The organism is Novosphingobium endophyticum, assembly GCF_014640675.1.
GTDB classification, from domain to species: Bacteria; Pseudomonadota; Alphaproteobacteria; order Sphingomonadales; family Sphingomonadaceae; genus Novosphingobium; species Novosphingobium endophyticum.
The window spans coordinates 91,710-107,952 of sequence record NZ_BMHK01000006.1 but is presented as its reverse complement, the minus strand read 5'-3'; the positions used below and the strand labels follow the sequence as shown (position 1 = coordinate 107,952).

The 16,243-nt window shown below is 66.0% G+C and carries 14 protein-coding genes and 1 pseudogene; 7 read left to right on the top strand and 8 right to left on the bottom strand.

Annotated elements, in window-relative coordinates; translation table 11 throughout:
• The first annotated feature begins 59 nt into the window (after positions 1-59).
• Both IEX32_RS06355 and hutC read left to right on the top strand, forming a co-directional pair.
• Positions 60-1,412: a formimidoylglutamate deiminase gene (locus IEX32_RS06355; protein WP_229736163.1), complete on the top strand. Its 1,353-nt coding sequence runs from the start codon at positions 60-62 to the stop codon at positions 1,410-1,412.
• Positions 1,409-2,131 (top strand): histidine utilization transcriptional repressor HutC, encoded by a 723-nt coding sequence (gene hutC, locus IEX32_RS06350; protein WP_188769626.1) that lies wholly within the window; start codon positions 1,409-1,411, stop codon positions 2,129-2,131. The genes IEX32_RS06355 and hutC overlap by 4 nt, the downstream gene beginning before the upstream one ends.
• A gap of 24 nt (positions 2,132-2,155) precedes the next feature.
• Here the strand turns inward: hutC and IEX32_RS06345 are convergent, their stop codons facing one another.
• Both IEX32_RS06345 and IEX32_RS06340 read right to left on the bottom strand, forming a co-directional pair.
• Positions 2,156-2,542: a UrcA family protein gene (locus IEX32_RS06345; protein WP_188769625.1), complete on the bottom strand. Its 387-nt coding sequence runs from the start codon at positions 2,540-2,542 to the stop codon at positions 2,156-2,158.
• Positions 2,543-2,937: 395 nt separating this feature from the next.
• On the bottom strand, positions 2,938-3,279 hold the full coding sequence (locus tag IEX32_RS06340) for a hypothetical protein (RefSeq protein WP_229736161.1): 342 nt from the start codon (positions 3,277-3,279) through the stop codon (positions 2,938-2,940).
• Positions 3,280-3,444: 165 nt separating this feature from the next.
• Between IEX32_RS06340 and uvrA the strand changes: the two genes are divergently transcribed.
• The 4 genes from uvrA (at position 3,445) to IEX32_RS06320 (ending at position 7,121) form a co-directional block, all read left to right on the top strand.
• On the top strand, positions 3,445-6,405 hold the full coding sequence (gene uvrA, locus IEX32_RS06335) for an excinuclease ABC subunit UvrA (RefSeq protein ID WP_188769623.1): 2,961 nt from the start codon (positions 3,445-3,447) through the stop codon (positions 6,403-6,405).
• Positions 6,406-6,471: 66 nt separating this feature from the next.
• A complete protein-coding gene (locus IEX32_RS06330; protein ID WP_229736152.1) occupies positions 6,472-6,726 on the top strand; it encodes a hypothetical protein in 255 nt (84 codons plus the stop codon).
• Complete coding sequence (locus IEX32_RS06325) at positions 6,723-6,938, top strand: DUF2283 domain-containing protein (RefSeq protein WP_188769622.1); 216 nt, start codon at positions 6,723-6,725, stop codon at positions 6,936-6,938. Before IEX32_RS06330 ends, IEX32_RS06325 begins: the two co-directional genes overlap by 4 nt.
• Positions 6,939-7,121, top strand: a complete 183-nt coding sequence (locus tag IEX32_RS06320; protein WP_188769621.1) for a hypothetical protein — start codon at positions 6,939-6,941, stop codon at positions 7,119-7,121.
• Between the two features lie 132 nt (positions 7,122-7,253).
• Here the strand turns inward: IEX32_RS06320 and IEX32_RS06315 are convergent.
• From IEX32_RS06315 to rlmN, 3 genes and pseudogenes are all read right to left on the bottom strand, one after another.
• Positions 7,254-8,587 (bottom strand): annotated as a pseudogene (locus IEX32_RS06315) (IS5 family transposase).
• A 273-nt stretch (positions 8,588-8,860) separates the two neighbouring features.
• Positions 8,861-9,688, bottom strand: coding sequence for a CaiB/BaiF CoA transferase family protein (locus IEX32_RS06310; RefSeq protein ID WP_229736150.1), 828 nt, complete (start codon positions 9,686-9,688; stop codon positions 8,861-8,863).
• A 1,213-nt stretch (positions 9,689-10,901) separates the two neighbouring features.
• The gene (gene rlmN / locus IEX32_RS06300) at positions 10,902-12,257 is read right to left on the bottom strand and encodes a 23S rRNA (adenine(2503)-C(2))-methyltransferase RlmN (protein WP_188769614.1); all 1,356 of its coding nucleotides are present in this window, start codon (positions 12,255-12,257) and stop codon (positions 10,902-10,904) included.
• 252 nt (positions 12,258-12,509) lie between these two features.
• On the opposite strand from rlmN, the gene IEX32_RS06295 reads away from it, so the two are divergent.
• Complete coding sequence (locus tag IEX32_RS06295; RefSeq protein ID WP_188769612.1) at positions 12,510-13,169, top strand: outer membrane protein; 660 nt, start codon at positions 12,510-12,512, stop codon at positions 13,167-13,169.
• A gap of 39 nt (positions 13,170-13,208) precedes the next feature.
• Here IEX32_RS06295 and IEX32_RS06290 read toward each other — a convergent pair whose 3' ends face one another.
• The 3 genes from IEX32_RS06290 to IEX32_RS06280 are packed head-to-tail and all read right to left on the bottom strand — an operon-like array spanning position 13,209 to position 16,235.
• Complete coding sequence (locus tag IEX32_RS06290; RefSeq protein ID WP_188769610.1) at positions 13,209-13,718, bottom strand: hypothetical protein; 510 nt, start codon at positions 13,716-13,718, stop codon at positions 13,209-13,211.
• Positions 13,719-13,773: 55 nt separating this feature from the next.
• Positions 13,774-14,253 (bottom strand): transcription elongation factor GreB, encoded by a 480-nt coding sequence (gene greB / locus IEX32_RS06285; RefSeq protein ID WP_188769608.1) that lies wholly within the window; start codon positions 14,251-14,253, stop codon positions 13,774-13,776.
• A 5-nt stretch (positions 14,254-14,258) separates the two neighbouring features.
• Complete coding sequence (locus IEX32_RS06280) at positions 14,259-16,235, bottom strand: lytic transglycosylase domain-containing protein (protein WP_188769606.1); 1,977 nt, start codon at positions 16,233-16,235, stop codon at positions 14,259-14,261.
• Positions 16,236-16,243 lie beyond the last annotated feature (8 nt).

The following is a 16,243-nucleotide window of genomic DNA, read 5'->3' as shown; positions in this document are numbered from 1 at the left end:
CGATCTTGGCATGCGCGGACAATAATGTATAGACATTATGGGTGAGAACGGAGAGCGTCGTGGACGCGACATTGCATTTCGAAAGCCTGCTCCTGCCGGAAGGTTGGGCCGACAATGCGCGCGTGACGATCCGCGACGGCCTCGTTTCGGCGATAGACCGCGATGTGCCGCGAGAGCCGCGCGACGAGGCCCACGCGATCGGCCTGCCGGGAATGCCGAACCTGCACAGCCACGCCTTCCAGCGCGGCATGGCCGGGCTGACCGAAATGCGCGGGCAGGGCGAGGAATCCTTCTGGAGCTGGCGCGCGGAGATGTACCGTTTCGTCGATGCGCTCGATCCCGAGGCCATGTACGCCATCGCGGCGCTCGCCTACATGGAGATGCTCGAGACCGGCTTCACCCGCGTCGGCGAGTTCCATTACCTCCACAACGACCTGCACGGGCGCCCCTATTCCCGGCCCGCGCAAATGGGCGAGGCGCTCGCCGGGGCGGCGGGGGAAACCGGGCTGGCGTTGACCCTGCTGCCGGTGCTTTACGCCCAGTCGGGCTTCGGAGGGCAGCCGCCCGTACCGGAACAGCGGCGCTTCGTTTCGGACATGGACGGCTACGCGCGCCTGCTCGATGCCTCGCGCGAATGCCTCGCCGCGCTTCCTGACGCGCGGCTCGGCATCGCCCCGCATTCGCTGCGCGCGGTCACGCCCGAAGTGCTGGCCGAAGTCGTGCGGCTCGTCCCGGGCGCCCCCGTGCATATCCACGTCGCCGAGCAGGAGCGCGAAGTTTCGGACTGCCTGGCGTGGAGCGGCGCGCGCCCGGTCGAATGGCTGTTGGCGAACGCCGAGGTCGACGAGCGCTGGTGTCTCGTCCACGCAACGCATGTCACCGGCGCGGAACTTGCCGCGATCGCGGCAAGCGGCGCCGTCGCCGGTCTCTGCCCGATCACCGAAGCAAACCTTGGTGACGGCCTGTTTCCCGCGGTCGAGGCATTGGAGAAGGGCGTCCGTTTCGGCATAGGCTCGGACTCGAACGTGAGGATCGACATGACCGAAGAACTGCGCCTTCTCGAATACGGCCAGCGCCTTGTCCACCGCCGGCGCAATTGCCAGACCCGTGGCGGCTCGACCGGGCGCTTCCTCTTCGACAGCGCCCTGAGCGGCGGCACGCAGGCGCTTGCCGCGCCGCCGCCGCTCGCGCCGGGATCGTCGGCCGATCTCGTGAGCCTCGCCGCCGATCACCCGGCGATCATCGGGCGGAGCGGCGACAGGGTGCTCGACAGCCTGATCTTCTCCGCCGGGCGCGGGGCCGTCGACTGCGTCTGGCGACGCGGCCGCAAGTGGGTCGAAGGCGGGCGGCACCGGGACAGGGACGCCATCATCGCCCGCTATGCCCGCGCGATCGGGCGGCCGGCCGGATGACCCTGACGCTGGGACAGCAGATCCGCTCGGAGATCGAGGCGCGCATCCTGTCGGGTGACCTCGCGCCCGGCGCACGTCTGCCGACCGAACTCGAACTGATGGAGCGGTTCGGCTGTTCGCGCATGACGGTGAGCAAGGCGCTTTCGGCGCTCGCGGCGGCAGGCCTGATCGAGCGCCGCAAGCGGGCCGGTTCCTTCGTTTCGCGCCCGCGCGTCCATTCGATGGTGCTCGACATCCCCGACCTTGCCGAGGAACTCGCCGCGCGCGGGCAGGTCCACCGCTACCGCCTTGTCCGGCGCGAGGTGCGTGAGGCACGGGCCGAGGTTTTCGGGCGAACCGGCAGACGGGTCCTTGCGCTGGACGGCGTGCACCTTGCGGACGGAAGCCCCTTTGCCGTCGAGCACCGCCAGGTCGACCTCGCGGCGGTGCCCGCCATGGAGACCGTAGAGTTCGACGACCTTGCGCCCGGCTCCTGGCTGCTGCGCCATGTTCCCTGGGACGAGGCCGAAACCCGCATCGCCGCCGAAGGCGCGGACGACGAAGTGGCCGGCCTGCTGGACGTTCCCGCCGGCAGCGCGACCCTGCTCGTCGAACGCCGCACCTGGCGCGGGGCGGACAGCATCACTTTCGTCCGCCAGCATTTCAGGGGCGATGTCTACGACCTCGTCGCCCGGTTCGGGCGTTCGGGCGCTGCTGCCGGGAGCGCCCCAGGGGGCTGACCTCTCGCGCGGAGGCGCAAGCGATCACTGCGTCCCGGCAGCCGCGATGCCGATGGAGTCGCCGATCGCGGCCAGCTTGTCCGGTTGCCCGCGCGCGGCCAACCGCGCGGCAAGAATGGCGTCGCGGGCGGTAAAGGCGCGCTGCAGCGACTGGTCGCGGCAATCGCGGATGTCGCTCATCAGGGATAGCAACCGGTTGTCGGCGCGGCCGCAGACCTCCCGAACCGCTCTGACGATCCGGGTATTCAGCCGGTCGATACCCTTCTGGTTATCGAGATTGAGGTCGTTGAAACGGACTTCGCGATAGGGCAGGTCCGCCAGGCTGGCGTCCTTCACCACGACATCACCGGACGAAGCCGTGCTCGTGGCAAGCACGGCCAGTGCGATTGCGGCGGCATGAATTCTGTTCACCGTCAGTCTCCCTTTTGCATGTGATGCGGAACCCTCTCCGTCAAGTCGTGTGACAAGCAGATTCAGGAAAATCCATGCGACCCAGTGAGATGTGGCAATACGAACCTGATGGTACAGGCGTTAGATACAGAACTATATATATAATACGATATTATGTCGTAGAAATAGAATAGCACTGCGATTCGTTGTGTTTGAAAGGTGTGAGTTGAGAAAATTTTTATATAACCGTGGTTTATCGAATGTGAATCATTAACCACGTTATATTTGTAATATTACGCCCCTTGCGTGGCGGTGGGAAGTGAATGGAAGCAAGATGGGACGGCCCGCGTCCTGCGCAAGGCAGGGCGCGCGCATGGATCATTCGCGGGAAGTGGGGGAGGTGGTGTGTACCGCCGTCAGCGGCGGCAATACTCGTAGTAACCGGCGCGGCAGGCGGCCACGTCGTCGCGCCATTCGGCCATGGCCTGCTCGTAGCGGCGGCGGTCCGCCTCATAGGCGCGAACCTGCTGCTGATGACGAGCCGAGTCCGAGCCGGACGAGTGCCGGGCACGATCATAGGCGCGCCATCCCTCGGCATATTGCGCGTCGCGCTGACGGACATATTCAAGCTGTTCGCGGTTCAGGCGGCGGATCGTCTCGCGATCACGGGCGAGTTCTTCCGGGGTGAGCTTCTCGTATGGGTCGTCCGCCCGCGCCGGAGCGCAGGTTACCGCGACGGCCAGCGCCGCAGCGCTCAAGAATGCCCCGTGCCTCATGACTGTTTCAACCCTTCCTGAACCTCGCGCCCGTGTTTGCCGCGTTCGCGCGCGTGATGCAAAGCCATTGCGACGAGCCGTTTTCATCCCATCTTTGGCGACAGGCGCGCTTGATTGGTGCGAACAAATCTGGAACATACCGCCCCCATGAGTCTCTCCCACATTACGGTGCGCGGTGCGCGCGAGCATAATCTCAAGGGCTTCGACATCGCGCTTCCGCGTGAGAAGCTGATCGTCATCACCGGCCTCTCGGGCTCGGGTAAGTCGAGCCTGGCGTTCGATACGATCTATGCCGAGGGGCAGCGGCGCTATGTCGAGAGCCTTTCCGCCTATGCGCGCCAGTTCCTCGAGATGATGCAGAAGCCCGATGTCGAGCATATCGACGGGCTCAGCCCCGCGATCTCGATCGAGCAGAAGACCACCAGCCGCAATCCGCGCTCCACGGTGGCGACGGTCACCGAGATCTGGGACTACATGCGCCTGCTCTGGGCGCGCGTGGGCGTGCCCTACTCGCCGGCGACCGGCCTGCCGATCGAGGCGCAGACGGTGTCCAACATGGTCGACCGGGTGATGGCGCTGCCCGAGGGTACGCGGCTCTACCTGCTCGCCCCGGTGGTGCGCGGACGCAAGGGGGAGTACCGCAAGGAACTCGCCGAGTGGCAGAAGGCGGGCTATACCCGCGTGCGTATCGACGGGGAGATGTACCAGATCGAGGACGCCCCCGCGCTCGACAAGAAGTACAAGCACGACATCGAGGTGGTGGTCGATCGCATCGCCGTGAAAGACGGCATCCAGACGCGCCTCGCCGACAGCTTCGAGCAGGCGCTGAAGCTGGCCGACGGGCTGGCCTATGTCGATCTTGCGGATGGCACTGTTGCCGAAGCCAGCGCCCAGCCCCCGTTCGTGTCGAGTGAAGTCGAGACACCTGCGCGCGGCGTCTCGACTTCGCTCGACGCGAACGGGAAGGGTGGGGCCATGAAAGGCACCGGCCTTCCGCCCAACCGCATCGTCTTCTCCGAAAAGTTCGCCTGCCCGGTCTCCGGCTTCACCATCGAGGAGATCGAGCCGCGGCTGTTCAGCTTCAACGCGCCGCAGGGTGCCTGCCCGGCCTGCGACGGGCTGGGCGAGAAGCTGCTGTTCGATCCGCAACTCGTCGTGCCGAACGAGAACCTGACGCTGAAGCAGGGCGCCGTGGTCCCCTGGGCCAAGTCCAACCCGCCGAGCCCCTACTACATGCAGGTGCTCTCCAGCCTCGCGGCGCATTTCGGGTTCGACCTGACCACCCCCTGGCACGACCTGCCGGGCGAGGTGAAGGTGGTGATCCTCTACGGCACCGCGGGCGCGCCGGTGCCGCTGACGTTCAGGGACGGGCGCAAGGAATATACGGTCACCAAGCCCTTCGAGGGCGTGATCGGCAATCTCAACCGCCGCATGGTGCAGACCGACAGCGCCTGGATGCGCGAGGAGCTGTCCAGGTTCCAGACCGCGCAGCCCTGCGAGAGCTGCGAGGGCAAGCGCCTCAAGCCCGAGGCGCTCAGCGTGAAGATCGCGGAGAGCGACATCGCCGATGCCGCGCGGCTGTCGGTGGCCGATGCGTACAAGTGGTTCGGCACGCTGGAAGGCAAGCTCACCAGCCAACAACGGCAGATCGCGCATGCCATCCTCAAGGAGATCAACGAGCGTCTGGGCTTCCTCAACAACGTGGGGCTGGACTACCTCAACCTCGACCGCACCTCCGGAACATTGTCGGGCGGGGAGAGCCAGCGCATCCGGCTCGCCAGCCAGATCGGCTCGGGGCTGTCGGGCGTGCTCTACGTGCTCGACGAGCCGAGCATCGGCCTGCACCAGCGCGACAACGACCGGCTGCTGGAGACGCTGAAACGCCTGCGCGACCTCGGCAACACCGTGATCGTGGTGGAACATGACGAGGACGCGATCCGTGCCGCCGATCATGTGGTGGACCTTGGCCCCGGCGCGGGCGTCCACGGGGGCGAGGTGGTGGCCGAAGGCACGCTGGCCGACGTGCTGGCGAACACGATGAGCCTCACCGCCCAGTACCTCACCGGCGCGCGCCGGATCGAGGTCCCGAAGCAGCGCCGCAAGGGCAACGGCCACTTCGTCACCGTGGAGAACGCGCGGGCGAACAACCTGCGCGGGGTGACGGCGCGCTTCCCGCTCGGCACTTTCACGTGCGTCACCGGGGTTTCCGGCTCGGGCAAGTCCAGCCTCACGCTCGACACGCTCCACGCCGCCGCCGCGCGCACATTGAACGGCGCGCGGATGATCGCCGGGCCGCATGACCGGGTGACGGGTCTGGAGATGTGCGACAAGGTGATCGAGATCGACCAGTCCCCCATCGGCCGCACCCCGCGCTCCAACCCGGCCACCTACACCGGCGCCTTCACCCAGATCCGCGACTGGTTCGCCGGCCTGCCGGAAAGCGCGGCGCGCGGCTACAAGCCGGGGCGCTTCAGCTTCAACGTCAAGGGCGGCCGGTGCGAGGCGTGCCACGGCGACGGCCTCATCAAGATCGAGATGCACTTCCTGCCCGACGTCTACGTGACGTGCGAGGAATGCCACGGCAAGCGCTACAACCGCGAGACGCTGGAAGTGAAGTTCAAGGGCCACTCCATCGCCGACGTGCTCGACATGACGATCGAGGACGCGGAGGAGTTCTTCAAGGCCGTCCCGCCGATCCGCGACAAGATGCACATGCTGAACGAAGTGGGCCTCGGCTACGTCAAGGTCGGCCAGCAGGCGACCACGCTGTCAGGCGGAGAGGCGCAGCGCGTGAAACTCGCCAAGGAACTCGCCCGCCGTTCCACCGGGCAGACGCTCTACATCCTCGACGAGCCGACCACCGGCCTCCACTTCGAGGACGTGCGCAAACTGCTCGAAGTGCTGCAGCGCCTTGTCGACCAGGGCAATTCGGTGGTGGTGATCGAACACAACCTCGACGTCATCAAGGTGGCGGACTGGATCATCGACCTTGGGCCGGAGGGCGGTGTTAGGGGCGGGGAGATTGTGGCCGAGGGGACGCCGGAGCAGGTGGTGGAGAACCCGAGGAGCTTCACGGGTCACTATCTCAAGCCATTGTTGGAGCGCTGAAAATTCCTCCCCGAGCTTGCTCGGGGAGGGGGACCATCCGAAGGATGGTGGAGGGGGAGCGGCCGAGTGATCAGGACCACGCGCTACTTTACCGAGCAGGTGCTGCGCAAGCGGCCTTACCTGACGCAGGAGATGTGCGAAGCCGTCGTTGCCGATCCTATCCGCACAATGGTGCAGGACGATGGGCGTATCCGCCACTGGGGCGCCGTGCGCTTGCCAAATCTGGAGGGCGAGCGCATCTTGCGGGTTGTGACACTGGCGGACGGCGAAACCATCCATAACGCCTTTCCCGATCGCGATTTCGTCAGGGATGAACCATGAAGCTGCATTACTACCCCGAAACCGACAGTCTCTACATCGAACTTTCCGCCGGCACCGGCGTGGAAGTGCGGGTGATCGCCGATGGCCTCAATGCCGACCTCGACGCAGAAGGCCGCGTCGTCGGCCTGGACATCGAACACGCTTCCACCCAGCTCGATCTCAGCAAGCTGGAAACGGTGTCATTGCCGCAGATGCGGCTGCGGGCGGCGTAGGTGCATAGCCACGATATCAGCTTGCGCCCGTCGGAGCGCGCGGACGCGGCGCTCGACGCCGTGCTCAAGGCCAGCGTTGACGAAGCGCTGGCCGATCCTGCACCTTCGCTTGCGCAGGAGGATGTCTTCGCACAGTTGGGTGCCCGGCGTGACTATTTAGGGATTAGTAAATTGCCTCGGTGATTCAATCTATTGAATTTTAGAATTCATTGAAAAATTTTCGTCTATGGCTAGCGAGTCGTCTGTGAACAAAGCGATGTTCGTATGGGGCCGGTTAGCCCGCGCCCTTCAGCCGTACGGATGGCATTGCCAGGTTCAGGCAGCGGCCATTTTCCGCTGTGCGGCAGGTAGCCAAGCTACGAGCAGGGCGCGCAAAAGCGCGCTCAGCCATGCGACGAGCAACCTGAGATTGTGGCCTGCGGCGACCAGGATGGCGTTGATGGCATCGCCAGTGGCGCCGGCGAGGTGGTTCCGCTCGAGCAGGCCATCGGACTTGGTGTGGCCGATGATCGGCTCGATGGCATTTCGTCGCCGCAGTTCCCGCTTTATCGTGGGCGACGTGATGCCCCGGGTGTGGGCGATATAGACCTTGGCCTTTCCGCCATGCTTGTGGCCCTTGTAGCCGCGATCGACATAGGCCCGCTCAACGGCGATGCCGGTCAGCCGCTCGACCTGTTCGATTTGCCCGGTGAGGGTGTGGCCATCGTAGGGATTGTCGGGCAGCGCCTGCATGCCGACGATGAACTGGCCGCCGGCGGTGCGGGCGTTGGTGACCGCAATCGACGTCTTCACGCCGAACTCGTAGCGCGACCTCGCCTTGCCCTTGGCGATGCATTCCACCTCGGGGGCATGCAGGGCATAGAGCTTGTCGGTGTCGCCAGCCTTCTGGGTGAGGATCTTCGCCACCCGCTCGCGGGCGACGGCGAATGCGGCCTCGAGATCTTCATTCCCGGCGATCTTGCGGCCGATATCGCGGTCGAGCCGGCCCAGCCAGGTGCGCAGTTTGCGCACCCAGCGCATGGCCTGCTTGTGACCGCGCCCGTGGATCAACCGCGCGACATCGCGGCGCGCCCGGCGGCCCACGCGCAGGAATGACTGGCGCAGCTTGATGCCGTGCTTTTTCGCCAACCGGTTGAGCCATTCGATACCGCGCATCAACAGGTGACTGTCGGTGGGATGGGCAACCGCCTTGGTCTGCACGGTCGTGTCCAGCGTCACCCGCTCGCAGGCCTGGGGCGTCACCGCATCGGTGCGCAGCGCCACGCTGAGCGTCTCGGCCAGCAAAAGCTCGAGCTTGTCAGGGCCGATCCGCCCCCGCCAGCGCGTCATCGACGAACGGTCGAGCGGCAGCTTGTGCCGGAAGTACTGCTCGCCGCAGAAATACTGGTAGTACGGGTTCTCCACCCAGCGCTTGCACACCGCCTCGTCCGATAGGCCCTCCATGTGCTTGAGCAAATGCAGCCCCGCCATCAGCCGCGTTGGAAGGCCGGGACGCCCCTACTGGTGATAGAAGCGCCGTACGCCTCATCGAACCGCGACCAGTCGATCAACCCTGCCAGCTTCACCAGCGCGTGTTCCATGTCGATCATGTTGTCGAGCTGGCTGCGGAACAGCTCATCGCTGCGCGGGGCGGGCTTCCTGGGCGGCATCGGCAAACCTCATCGTGTGTCGTCCAGCGCACTGAATCACAGCCCGATTTCCGAGGAAAGCCCTCGCGTGCATGGGCGCGGAAAAATCGCAAGCTTTTCGCCTGATTTCCCCAAAACCTTGCAAATCCGATTACTTCAATTCCTCAAAAGCCAACGCTTTCCTGCGGGCTTCAGCATTCTTCACGGGCGACTCGATACTCCCTGCGGTGGCGGCGTGCAGCGGGGCGTCCGGGCCGGACACGCCCAGATGTGCGGCAAAGCGCCATCCCGGAGCTAGCGCGCCGTCCACCGGGCCAGCGCCTCCTCCACGTCCCGCCCGAGCGCCGGGTTGAGATCCCCGAGCCGGCCCGGCGTCTCCGACAAGCGCGGGGCGGGCGCGGCAATGGCGAGATCGCCCAGCGCCGCGTCAACGACATGCGCCAGGCTCGCGCGATCCCGCACATGCGGATCGGCGAGCAGATGTTCTATACTGTTGACGGGGGCGACCGGGATGCGGCGCTCGACCAGCGTCGCAACCACCTCCGCTTGCGACCGGATCGCGATCCATGCCGCTACCCGCGCGTCGTCGCTGCCTTCATTGCCGCCGGCCAGCTCGACGAGATCGCGCTGATGTCGCGGTGTACTCGCGGAAATGGCCACATGGCGGCCGTCCGCGGTCGTATAGACGTTGCGGAGCACGCCGGGCAGGTCCGATCCGCAGCGTTCGGGAGCATGGCCGGGCGCCCAGCGCTGGGCAGCGTGGGCGACGATCTGGAGGACAGGCTCGAAAAGGCTGGCGTCAACCTGTTGCCCCCGCCCATTGCGGTCGCGCCAATAGAGCGCGGTCAGCGTGCCTATCACTGCGCTCATCGCGCCCACCGCATCGCCCAGCGCGACGGAGGGCAGCATCGGCGGACCGTCCGCCTCCCCCGTCAACCAGGTGAGGCCGCCAAACCCCTCGCCAATGGTGCCGGAGCCCGGACGGTCGCGATAGGGACCGGTCGCACCGAAACAGGAGACGCTCAGCATGACGAGGCGCGGATTGATCGCGGAAAGGCCGTCCCAGCCGATGCCGCGCTTCCGAAGAACTGCGGCCGGGTAATTTTCCACGAGGCGCAGCACACGATGCCGAACCCAGGAGTACTGGACGGGTCGGCGGGTGACATCGCCGACCGGGACATGCGGCTCCGCGCCGCCGATCTGCTAGGATGGCCGGACGACTTCCGGCTCTGGATGCGCTTCCTCCACTACATCGACGGACGGCTGGAGGCGACGCCGCACAGGCTGCTCCCTCATCTCCTGACTCTGTTCGAGGTCTGGCAGAACGCAATCGCCGACACGCCCAACCCGATCTCGACGATGATCGTGGGGCATGCGGGGCGCTGGCTGCAGGAGCTCGAGGTGCGTCACCAGCGCATGGGGCGCTTTCGGCGTCGCGATGAGGAGGAGGCGCCGAACCCCTGGGACGAGGGCGTCGGCGAGTTCGAGGGTGCCATCCGCCGTCTGCTGCTGCGGGCGGGCAGGACGGAACCCGGGCGCGTGTCGGCCTACCTCAGCCAGTTCGGGCCCGAACGTCCCGCCTCGTCGAAGGCGTTCGAGGACATCATGACGTTCTCGCCGCTGCTGTCGCAGACCCATCTCGCCGGCCTTGCCGACTTCGCGCTGAACCACTTCCGACGCGAGCTGCCGGAGGACCACCGGCGCCGGCGAATGGAGGAGGACCGACGGTCGGCGGCTTATCGCGAGGAGCTGCGCAATCGGCCGGAGGAGAGCCTCGACTGGTCCGAGCAGATGAGCCTCTCGAGCCCCAACCTTGGATACCGGGGTCCCGACCGGATGGACTGGGAGTCGCTATCGCTGGAACGCGATCCGACGACCTACTTCTCGGCGTCGCCGCTCCACCAGCCTTTCCAGNCCTCATCGAACCGCGACCAGTCGATCAACCCTGCCAGCTTCACCAGCGCGTGTTCCATGTCGATCATGTTGTCGAGCTGGCTGCGGAACAGCTCATCGCTGCGCGGAGCGGGCTTCCTGGGCGGCATCGGCAAACCTCATCGTGTGTCGTCCAGCACACTGAATCACAGCCCGATTTCCGAGGAAAGCCCTCGCGTGCATGGGCGCGCAAAATCGCAAGCTTTTCGCCTGATTTCCCCAAAACCTTGCAAATCCGATTACTTCAATTCCTCAAAAGCCAACGCTTTCCTGCGGGCTTCAGCATTCTTCACGGGCGACTAGCGATTTTAGTGTAGTCGAGGCAAAATGATGTAATTATAGGCTCGGGGAGGAACTGGTCGCTCGAACTCCCGGCGGATTTTCGTACTGGGCCGTGTAAACCTCAGCCGAGAGCGGCTTCCTTCTCGGCGTAGAGGCGTTCCAGCTCGGCGCGGCTCTTCCTTTCGGCGGCGGTCTTGAGCTGGCCGCAGGCGGCGTCGATGTCCCGGCCGCGGGGGGTGCGGACCGGGGCGGAAATGCCGGCTTCGAACACGATGTCGGAGAATGCCCGGATGCGCTCGGGCGTCGAGCATTCGTAGGGCGCGCCGGGCCAAGGGTTGAACGGAATGAGGTTGACCTTGGCCGGCAGCCGGTAGTGCTTGAGGAGGCGCACCAGCTCGCGCGCGTCATCGTCGCTGTCGTTCTTGTCCTTCAGCATCACGTATTCGAAGGTGATGCGCCGGGCATTGCTGGCGCCGGGATAGTCGGCGCAGGCCTGGAGCAGTTCCTCGATGCCGTACTTGCGGTTGATCGGTACGATCTCGTCGCGCACGTCCTTGGTCACCGCGTGGAGCGAGACCGCGAGGTTGACGCCGATCTCCTCGCCGCACTGGGCCATCTTCGGCACGACGCCGCTGGTGGACAGGGTGATGCGGCGCTTGGAGAGGGCCAGGCCGTCACCGTCCATGACGAGCTTGAGCGCGTCGCGCACGTTGTCGAAGTTATAGAGCGGCTCGCCCATGCCCATCATCACGATGTTGGTGAGCAGGCGCCCGTCGGCGGAGTAGGAGCCCCCATCCTCGTCCCAGTCGTCATCCCGGGCCTGACCCGGGACCGCTGGCGAACCTTCGGCGGGGTTTGTCGAAAGGGCGTTCGCAAGCACCTCCGCCGGTCCCGGCGTTTGCCGGGACGACACGTTCGCGTTCGGCCATTCGCCCAGCGCGTCGCGCGCGAGCATGACCTGGCCGACGATCTCGCCCACCGTCAGGTTGCGCACCAGCCGCATGGTGCCGGTGTGGCAGAAGCGGCAGTTGAGCGTGCAGCCGACCTGGCTCGATACGCACAGCGTGCCCCGGTCCGCGTCGGGGATGAAGACCATCTCGAAATCGTGCCCGTCCGCCGTGCGCAGCAGCCACTTGCGCGTGCCGTCGCTGGAATGCTGGGCCTCGACGATCTCCGGGCGGCCGATGACGAAGCGCTCCGCCAGCCAGGGGCGCATGGCCTTGGCGATGTCGGTCATGTCCGCGAAGTCCGTCACGCCGCGATGGTAGAGCCAGTGGAACACCTGCTTGGCGCGCAGCTTCGCGGCTTTGGCGTCCAGCCCGGCGGCCTCGAACAGTTCGGCGATGCGCTTTTTCGGCAGGCCGATCAGGTCGACGCGGCCATCCTCGCGCGGGGTCACCCCCTCGACGAGGTTCGCTCGCGGGACGGGCATGGGGTCGATGTGCCCCGGGATCGGCATGAGTGTCGTGTCTGGCATGATCGGCGCGCATATAATGCAAGTGGCGCGATTTCGGAAGAGCGCGGGTTTCGGGCGTGCTCGCGAACACCGAAAGGGGGCATCCGGTTCCCGCGAACCGGCGCCCGCCGCTTCCGCTCCATCGCATGAGTGTTGCCGAAAAACATCAAGGATTTCGTTGTTTCAGGTTAATGAAACCCGCTCCGATCCCCGCGCATTCCACCGGTCCCAGACGGGTGTTGCCCCGTTCATGGAATAAGATTGGAGTTACACATGAAGAAGATTCTTGTCAGCCTCGCCGCCGGCGGCACCCTCGTCGCGGTCCCGGCCATGGCGCAGAACGCAGAGCCCTTCACCGGTTTCCACGTCGAAGGCATTGCCGGCTACGACGTCACCAAGGCCGGCAGCAGCGTCGACGACGATGAAAACGTCGACAACGACCAGTCGATCGACGGTGCCGTCTTCGGCGTCGGTGCCGGTTATGACTTCAGGATGGGCAACGTGGTTGTCGGGCCTGAAGCGGAAGTGACCTGGTCGACCGCCAAGACCGAGTTCGACGATGGCGACTTCGAAGGTTTCGGCGTCGGCAACGTCAAGGCCAACCGCGATCTCTATCTCGGCGCCCGCGTGGGCTATGCCATGACGCCGAGCACGATGGTCTACGCCAAGGGCGGTTATACCAACGCCAAGTTCGACGTGCGCAACGGCGACGGCACGGTAGAACTGAACGAGGACATCGACGCGGACGGCTGGAGGGTCGGCGCCGGTGTGGAGCAGGCACTGAGCAGCAACATGTTCGCCAAGGTGGAGTATCGCTATTCGAACTATGAGAAGGGCGAACTCGACTACACCGGCGATATAGCGGATGGCCAGCGCTTTGACCTCGACCTCGATCGCCATCAGGTCGTGGCCGGCGTCGGCTTGCGGTTCTGACGTGAGGGCAGGGCGGGAGCGCGGCGCTTCCGCCCTTGCTCAGCGCAGGCGGGCGCAGCCGATCAGCGCCGCGTCCATCGCCGAGGCGGCTCCCGCCAGAGGCCAGGTGTTGACGAAGCGTCCCCCCTTCGCGCCTTGCGCGCGCACAGTCATGCGCGGGGCGGAGCGCATGGCGGCGATAATCGCGGCATTGTCCCGATCGTCCTGCGGCCAGGCATCGCCGCCGCCGCCGGTCAGGTCATAGCGCTTGCCGCCGACGCTGAGGGTTATGCGCGAGCCCTCGGCCATCTTGCGCGAAAGGCGGAGGTGAACCCGGTTGCGCGCCCCGCGCCGCGGCCAGGTTCCGACCGTGGCGAAAGGCTGATAGTCGCGCCACGCGGTACTCGGCTCGGCCATGGCGATGGCATAGCAGCGCGGCACCACCGGATCGCGGAACGCGCCCCAACGGCCGTAGAGGCCGAGGCTCTCGCGGCCCGAGGCCGGGACGGCGGCAAATGCCGCGAGAAAGGCGATCAGCGTAACAAGGCTTCGGATACGGGCGCGCGGCATTGTCCCTGCCTATAGGCCGCCGAACTGGCGGAAGGGAAGTCTTCAGGCGGCCGGTTCAGGGATATGCGATTCCCATCACTTCCCACTCTTTCTCACCCGAAGGCAGGCGCACCGTGCGCAAGTCGCCCATCGCGGCGCCGCGCAGCGCCCGGGCCAGCGGCGCGCTCCAGCCGATGCGCCCCGTCGTGGCGTCCTGCTCGTCGTCGCCGACCACGGTGACGGTCATGCGGTTGTCGTCCTCGTCGGCGAGTTCGACGGTGGCGCCGAAGAAGACCTTGTCGCGCTCCGCTTGAGCCGCCGGATCGACGACGCGCAGAGCCTTCATGCGCCGAGCGAGGTGCGCAAGTTCCCGGTCGATCTCGCGCATGCGCTTGCGGCCGTAAAGGTAGTCGCCGTTCTCCGAGCGGTCGCCGTTGCCGGCGGCCCAGGAGACGATCTCGACGATCTCCGGCCGCTCGGTGCCGAGCAGGTGGTCGTAGCGGGCGCGCAGCGCGGCCATTCCGGCAGGCGTGATGGGCGGTCCGGCGGGTTTCATCGCGATTAGCCCGGTGTGCGCTTGCCGATCAGGTGACTGAGCGGGGTCTTGCCCTTGTATGGCGACTTTTCCGGATACGTCATCTCGTAGACCACGGCGTTTTCCAGCACGCGCTGGATATAGTTCTTGGTCTCGTAGATCGGTATCCGCTCCAGCCAGTCGATCCAGTCGACCGCGCCGGTGCGCGGGTCGCCGTTGGCGCGCAGCCATTTGTTCACGTTGCCGGGTCCGGCATTGTAGGCGCCAACGGCGAGCGGCGTGGCGCCGCCGTAGTAGTCCATCATCCGCCCGAAATAGCCGTCGCCGAGACGGATGTTGTAGCTGGCGTCGGTCATGAGCGCTTCGGGCTGATAGCTCAGGCCCATCTTGCCCGCCTGCTCGCGCGCTGTGCCGGGCATGAGCTGCATGAGCCCGCGCGCGCCGGCGTGGCTGACGGCGTTCTGGGCAAACTGGCTCTCCTGCCGGGTGATGGCATGGACCATGGTCCAGTTGGTGCCCGGCGGATTGGGAACCAGCGGGAAGGCGATGGTGCCGAAGTCGCCATAGCCGTCCGCGTGGGCGCTCTGGCCAAGGATTACCGCAAGGTCGCGCCGGCCGATCTGCTGTGCGAGTTCCGCCACGAGGACATGGTCGGCCTCGGTCTTCGCGGCATCGGATATCTCGCGGAAGAACAGTACGGTGGTGCGCCAGTCGCCGTCGCGCGCGACGTCGCGCACCGCCTTGGTAATGGGCAGCGCCATGAAGGCTTCGCGTTCGGCCTTGGTCGGTACGACCTGCGGCATCGTGTCGACATTGGGCAGGGGGCGCCCCAGCCGCTCAAGCGAGAGCTGGCCGTAGAAGTAGTGCGGATAGGCGGCGGCCATCTCGAAGTAACGGTTCGCGCCTGCCGTATCGCCTGCCTTCGCGAGCGCCCGGCCCGCCCAGTAGAAACCCTTGGAGCGCGTGCCCGGCGTCTGCGCCGCGGCGCCGTAGCGGTAGAACAGCGGCGCGGCGCGGCGGGGGGCGCCGAGGTTCCAGAGTGCCTGCGTTCCGCCCAGCCAGACGAGCGAGGTATAGTCGTCGCGCAGGCGGAAGGAGAGCTGGCTGATGTCGGTGCCGGGCGCAAAGGCGTCGTCGATCGATTCGGCGATTTTCACCGCGCTTTCGGAACCCGCGCCGCGCGCGGCGGTGAGCAGTTCCTTCACCCACTTTTCCGGCTCGGGAACGGGGGCGGAAAGCGGCGGGCGGTTGGCCAGCAGGCTGATCGCCGAGGGCAGGTTGCCCGACGTGCGCGCTAGTACCGCGCGGTTGTAGACATAGCCGGGATCGCGCCCGATTCCTGAGGGCAGCGTGATCCCGAGGGTTCCCGGCGGCGAGCCCTGGAGCATGGTGAGCCGCTCCATGAAGGCGTTGCGGTTGGCGGCGGAGACGAACGAGATCTGCCGCTCGGCCTGCGTTCTGGCGCCCTGCCAGAGCAGTTCGTTCATACGCGCGTCGTGATCGGCCGGGGTCAGCTCGCCGCGGTAGAGCGTCAGCAGCGTGGTCTCGTCCATCGGATTGAGGCTGCCGCCGCGCCACGCGGCGATGGCCCGCGCTTTCGCCTCCGGCTGGCGCAGCGCCGCAAGCGAGACCGCATAGCGACCCGCGGCTTCGTTGGACAGCGGTGGGAAGCGTTCGAAGAAAGCGACCACGGACTTGGCATCGGGCGATTCGCGCAGCGCCGCCTGCTCGGCGAACCGGCGAATCTTTTCTTCCTGCGGATAGCCGGGATAGGTCAGCAGGAAACCGGCATAGGCCGAAAAGCCAAGGCGATCACTGGCGACGAGCTGTTTCCAGCGGTCGATCGATTGATGCACCGTCATATCATGACTCTGCATCAGCCGGGCCCGCGCCTGGTCCCACTCGCGGCCGTCATCGCCCCGACTCTGGCCCATGGCCGGCGTGCTCAGAAGCGCGACCGACGCCATCAGGATCAGGGGAGATATTCGCTGCATGCTGGACATTTTGGGAA

What these genes read in the sequence shown, in the direction of transcription:
- IEX32_RS06290 (WP_188769610.1), bottom strand. Translation starts at nt 13,718, where the DNA reads ATGCCGCGCGCCCGTATCCGAAGCCTTGTTACGCTGATCGCCTTTCTC.
- IEX32_RS06280 (WP_188769606.1), bottom strand. Translation starts at nt 16,235, where the DNA reads ATGTCCAGCATGCAGCGAATATCTCCCCTGATCCTGATGGCGTCGGTC.
- greB (WP_188769608.1), bottom strand. Translation starts at nt 14,253, where the DNA reads ATGAAACCCGCCGGACCGCCCATCACGCCTGCCGGAATGGCCGCGCTG.
- rlmN (WP_188769614.1), bottom strand. Translation starts at nt 12,257, where the DNA reads ATGCCAGACACGACACTCATGCCGATCCCGGGGCACATCGACCCCATG.
- uvrA (WP_188769623.1), top strand. Translation starts at nt 3,445, where the DNA reads ATGAGTCTCTCCCACATTACGGTGCGCGGTGCGCGCGAGCATAATCTC.
- IEX32_RS06295 (WP_188769612.1), top strand. Translation starts at nt 12,510, where the DNA reads ATGAAGAAGATTCTTGTCAGCCTCGCCGCCGGCGGCACCCTCGTCGCG.
- hutC (WP_188769626.1), top strand. Translation starts at nt 1,409, where the DNA reads ATGACCCTGACGCTGGGACAGCAGATCCGCTCGGAGATCGAGGCGCGC.
- IEX32_RS06325 (WP_188769622.1), top strand. Translation starts at nt 6,723, where the DNA reads ATGAAGCTGCATTACTACCCCGAAACCGACAGTCTCTACATCGAACTT.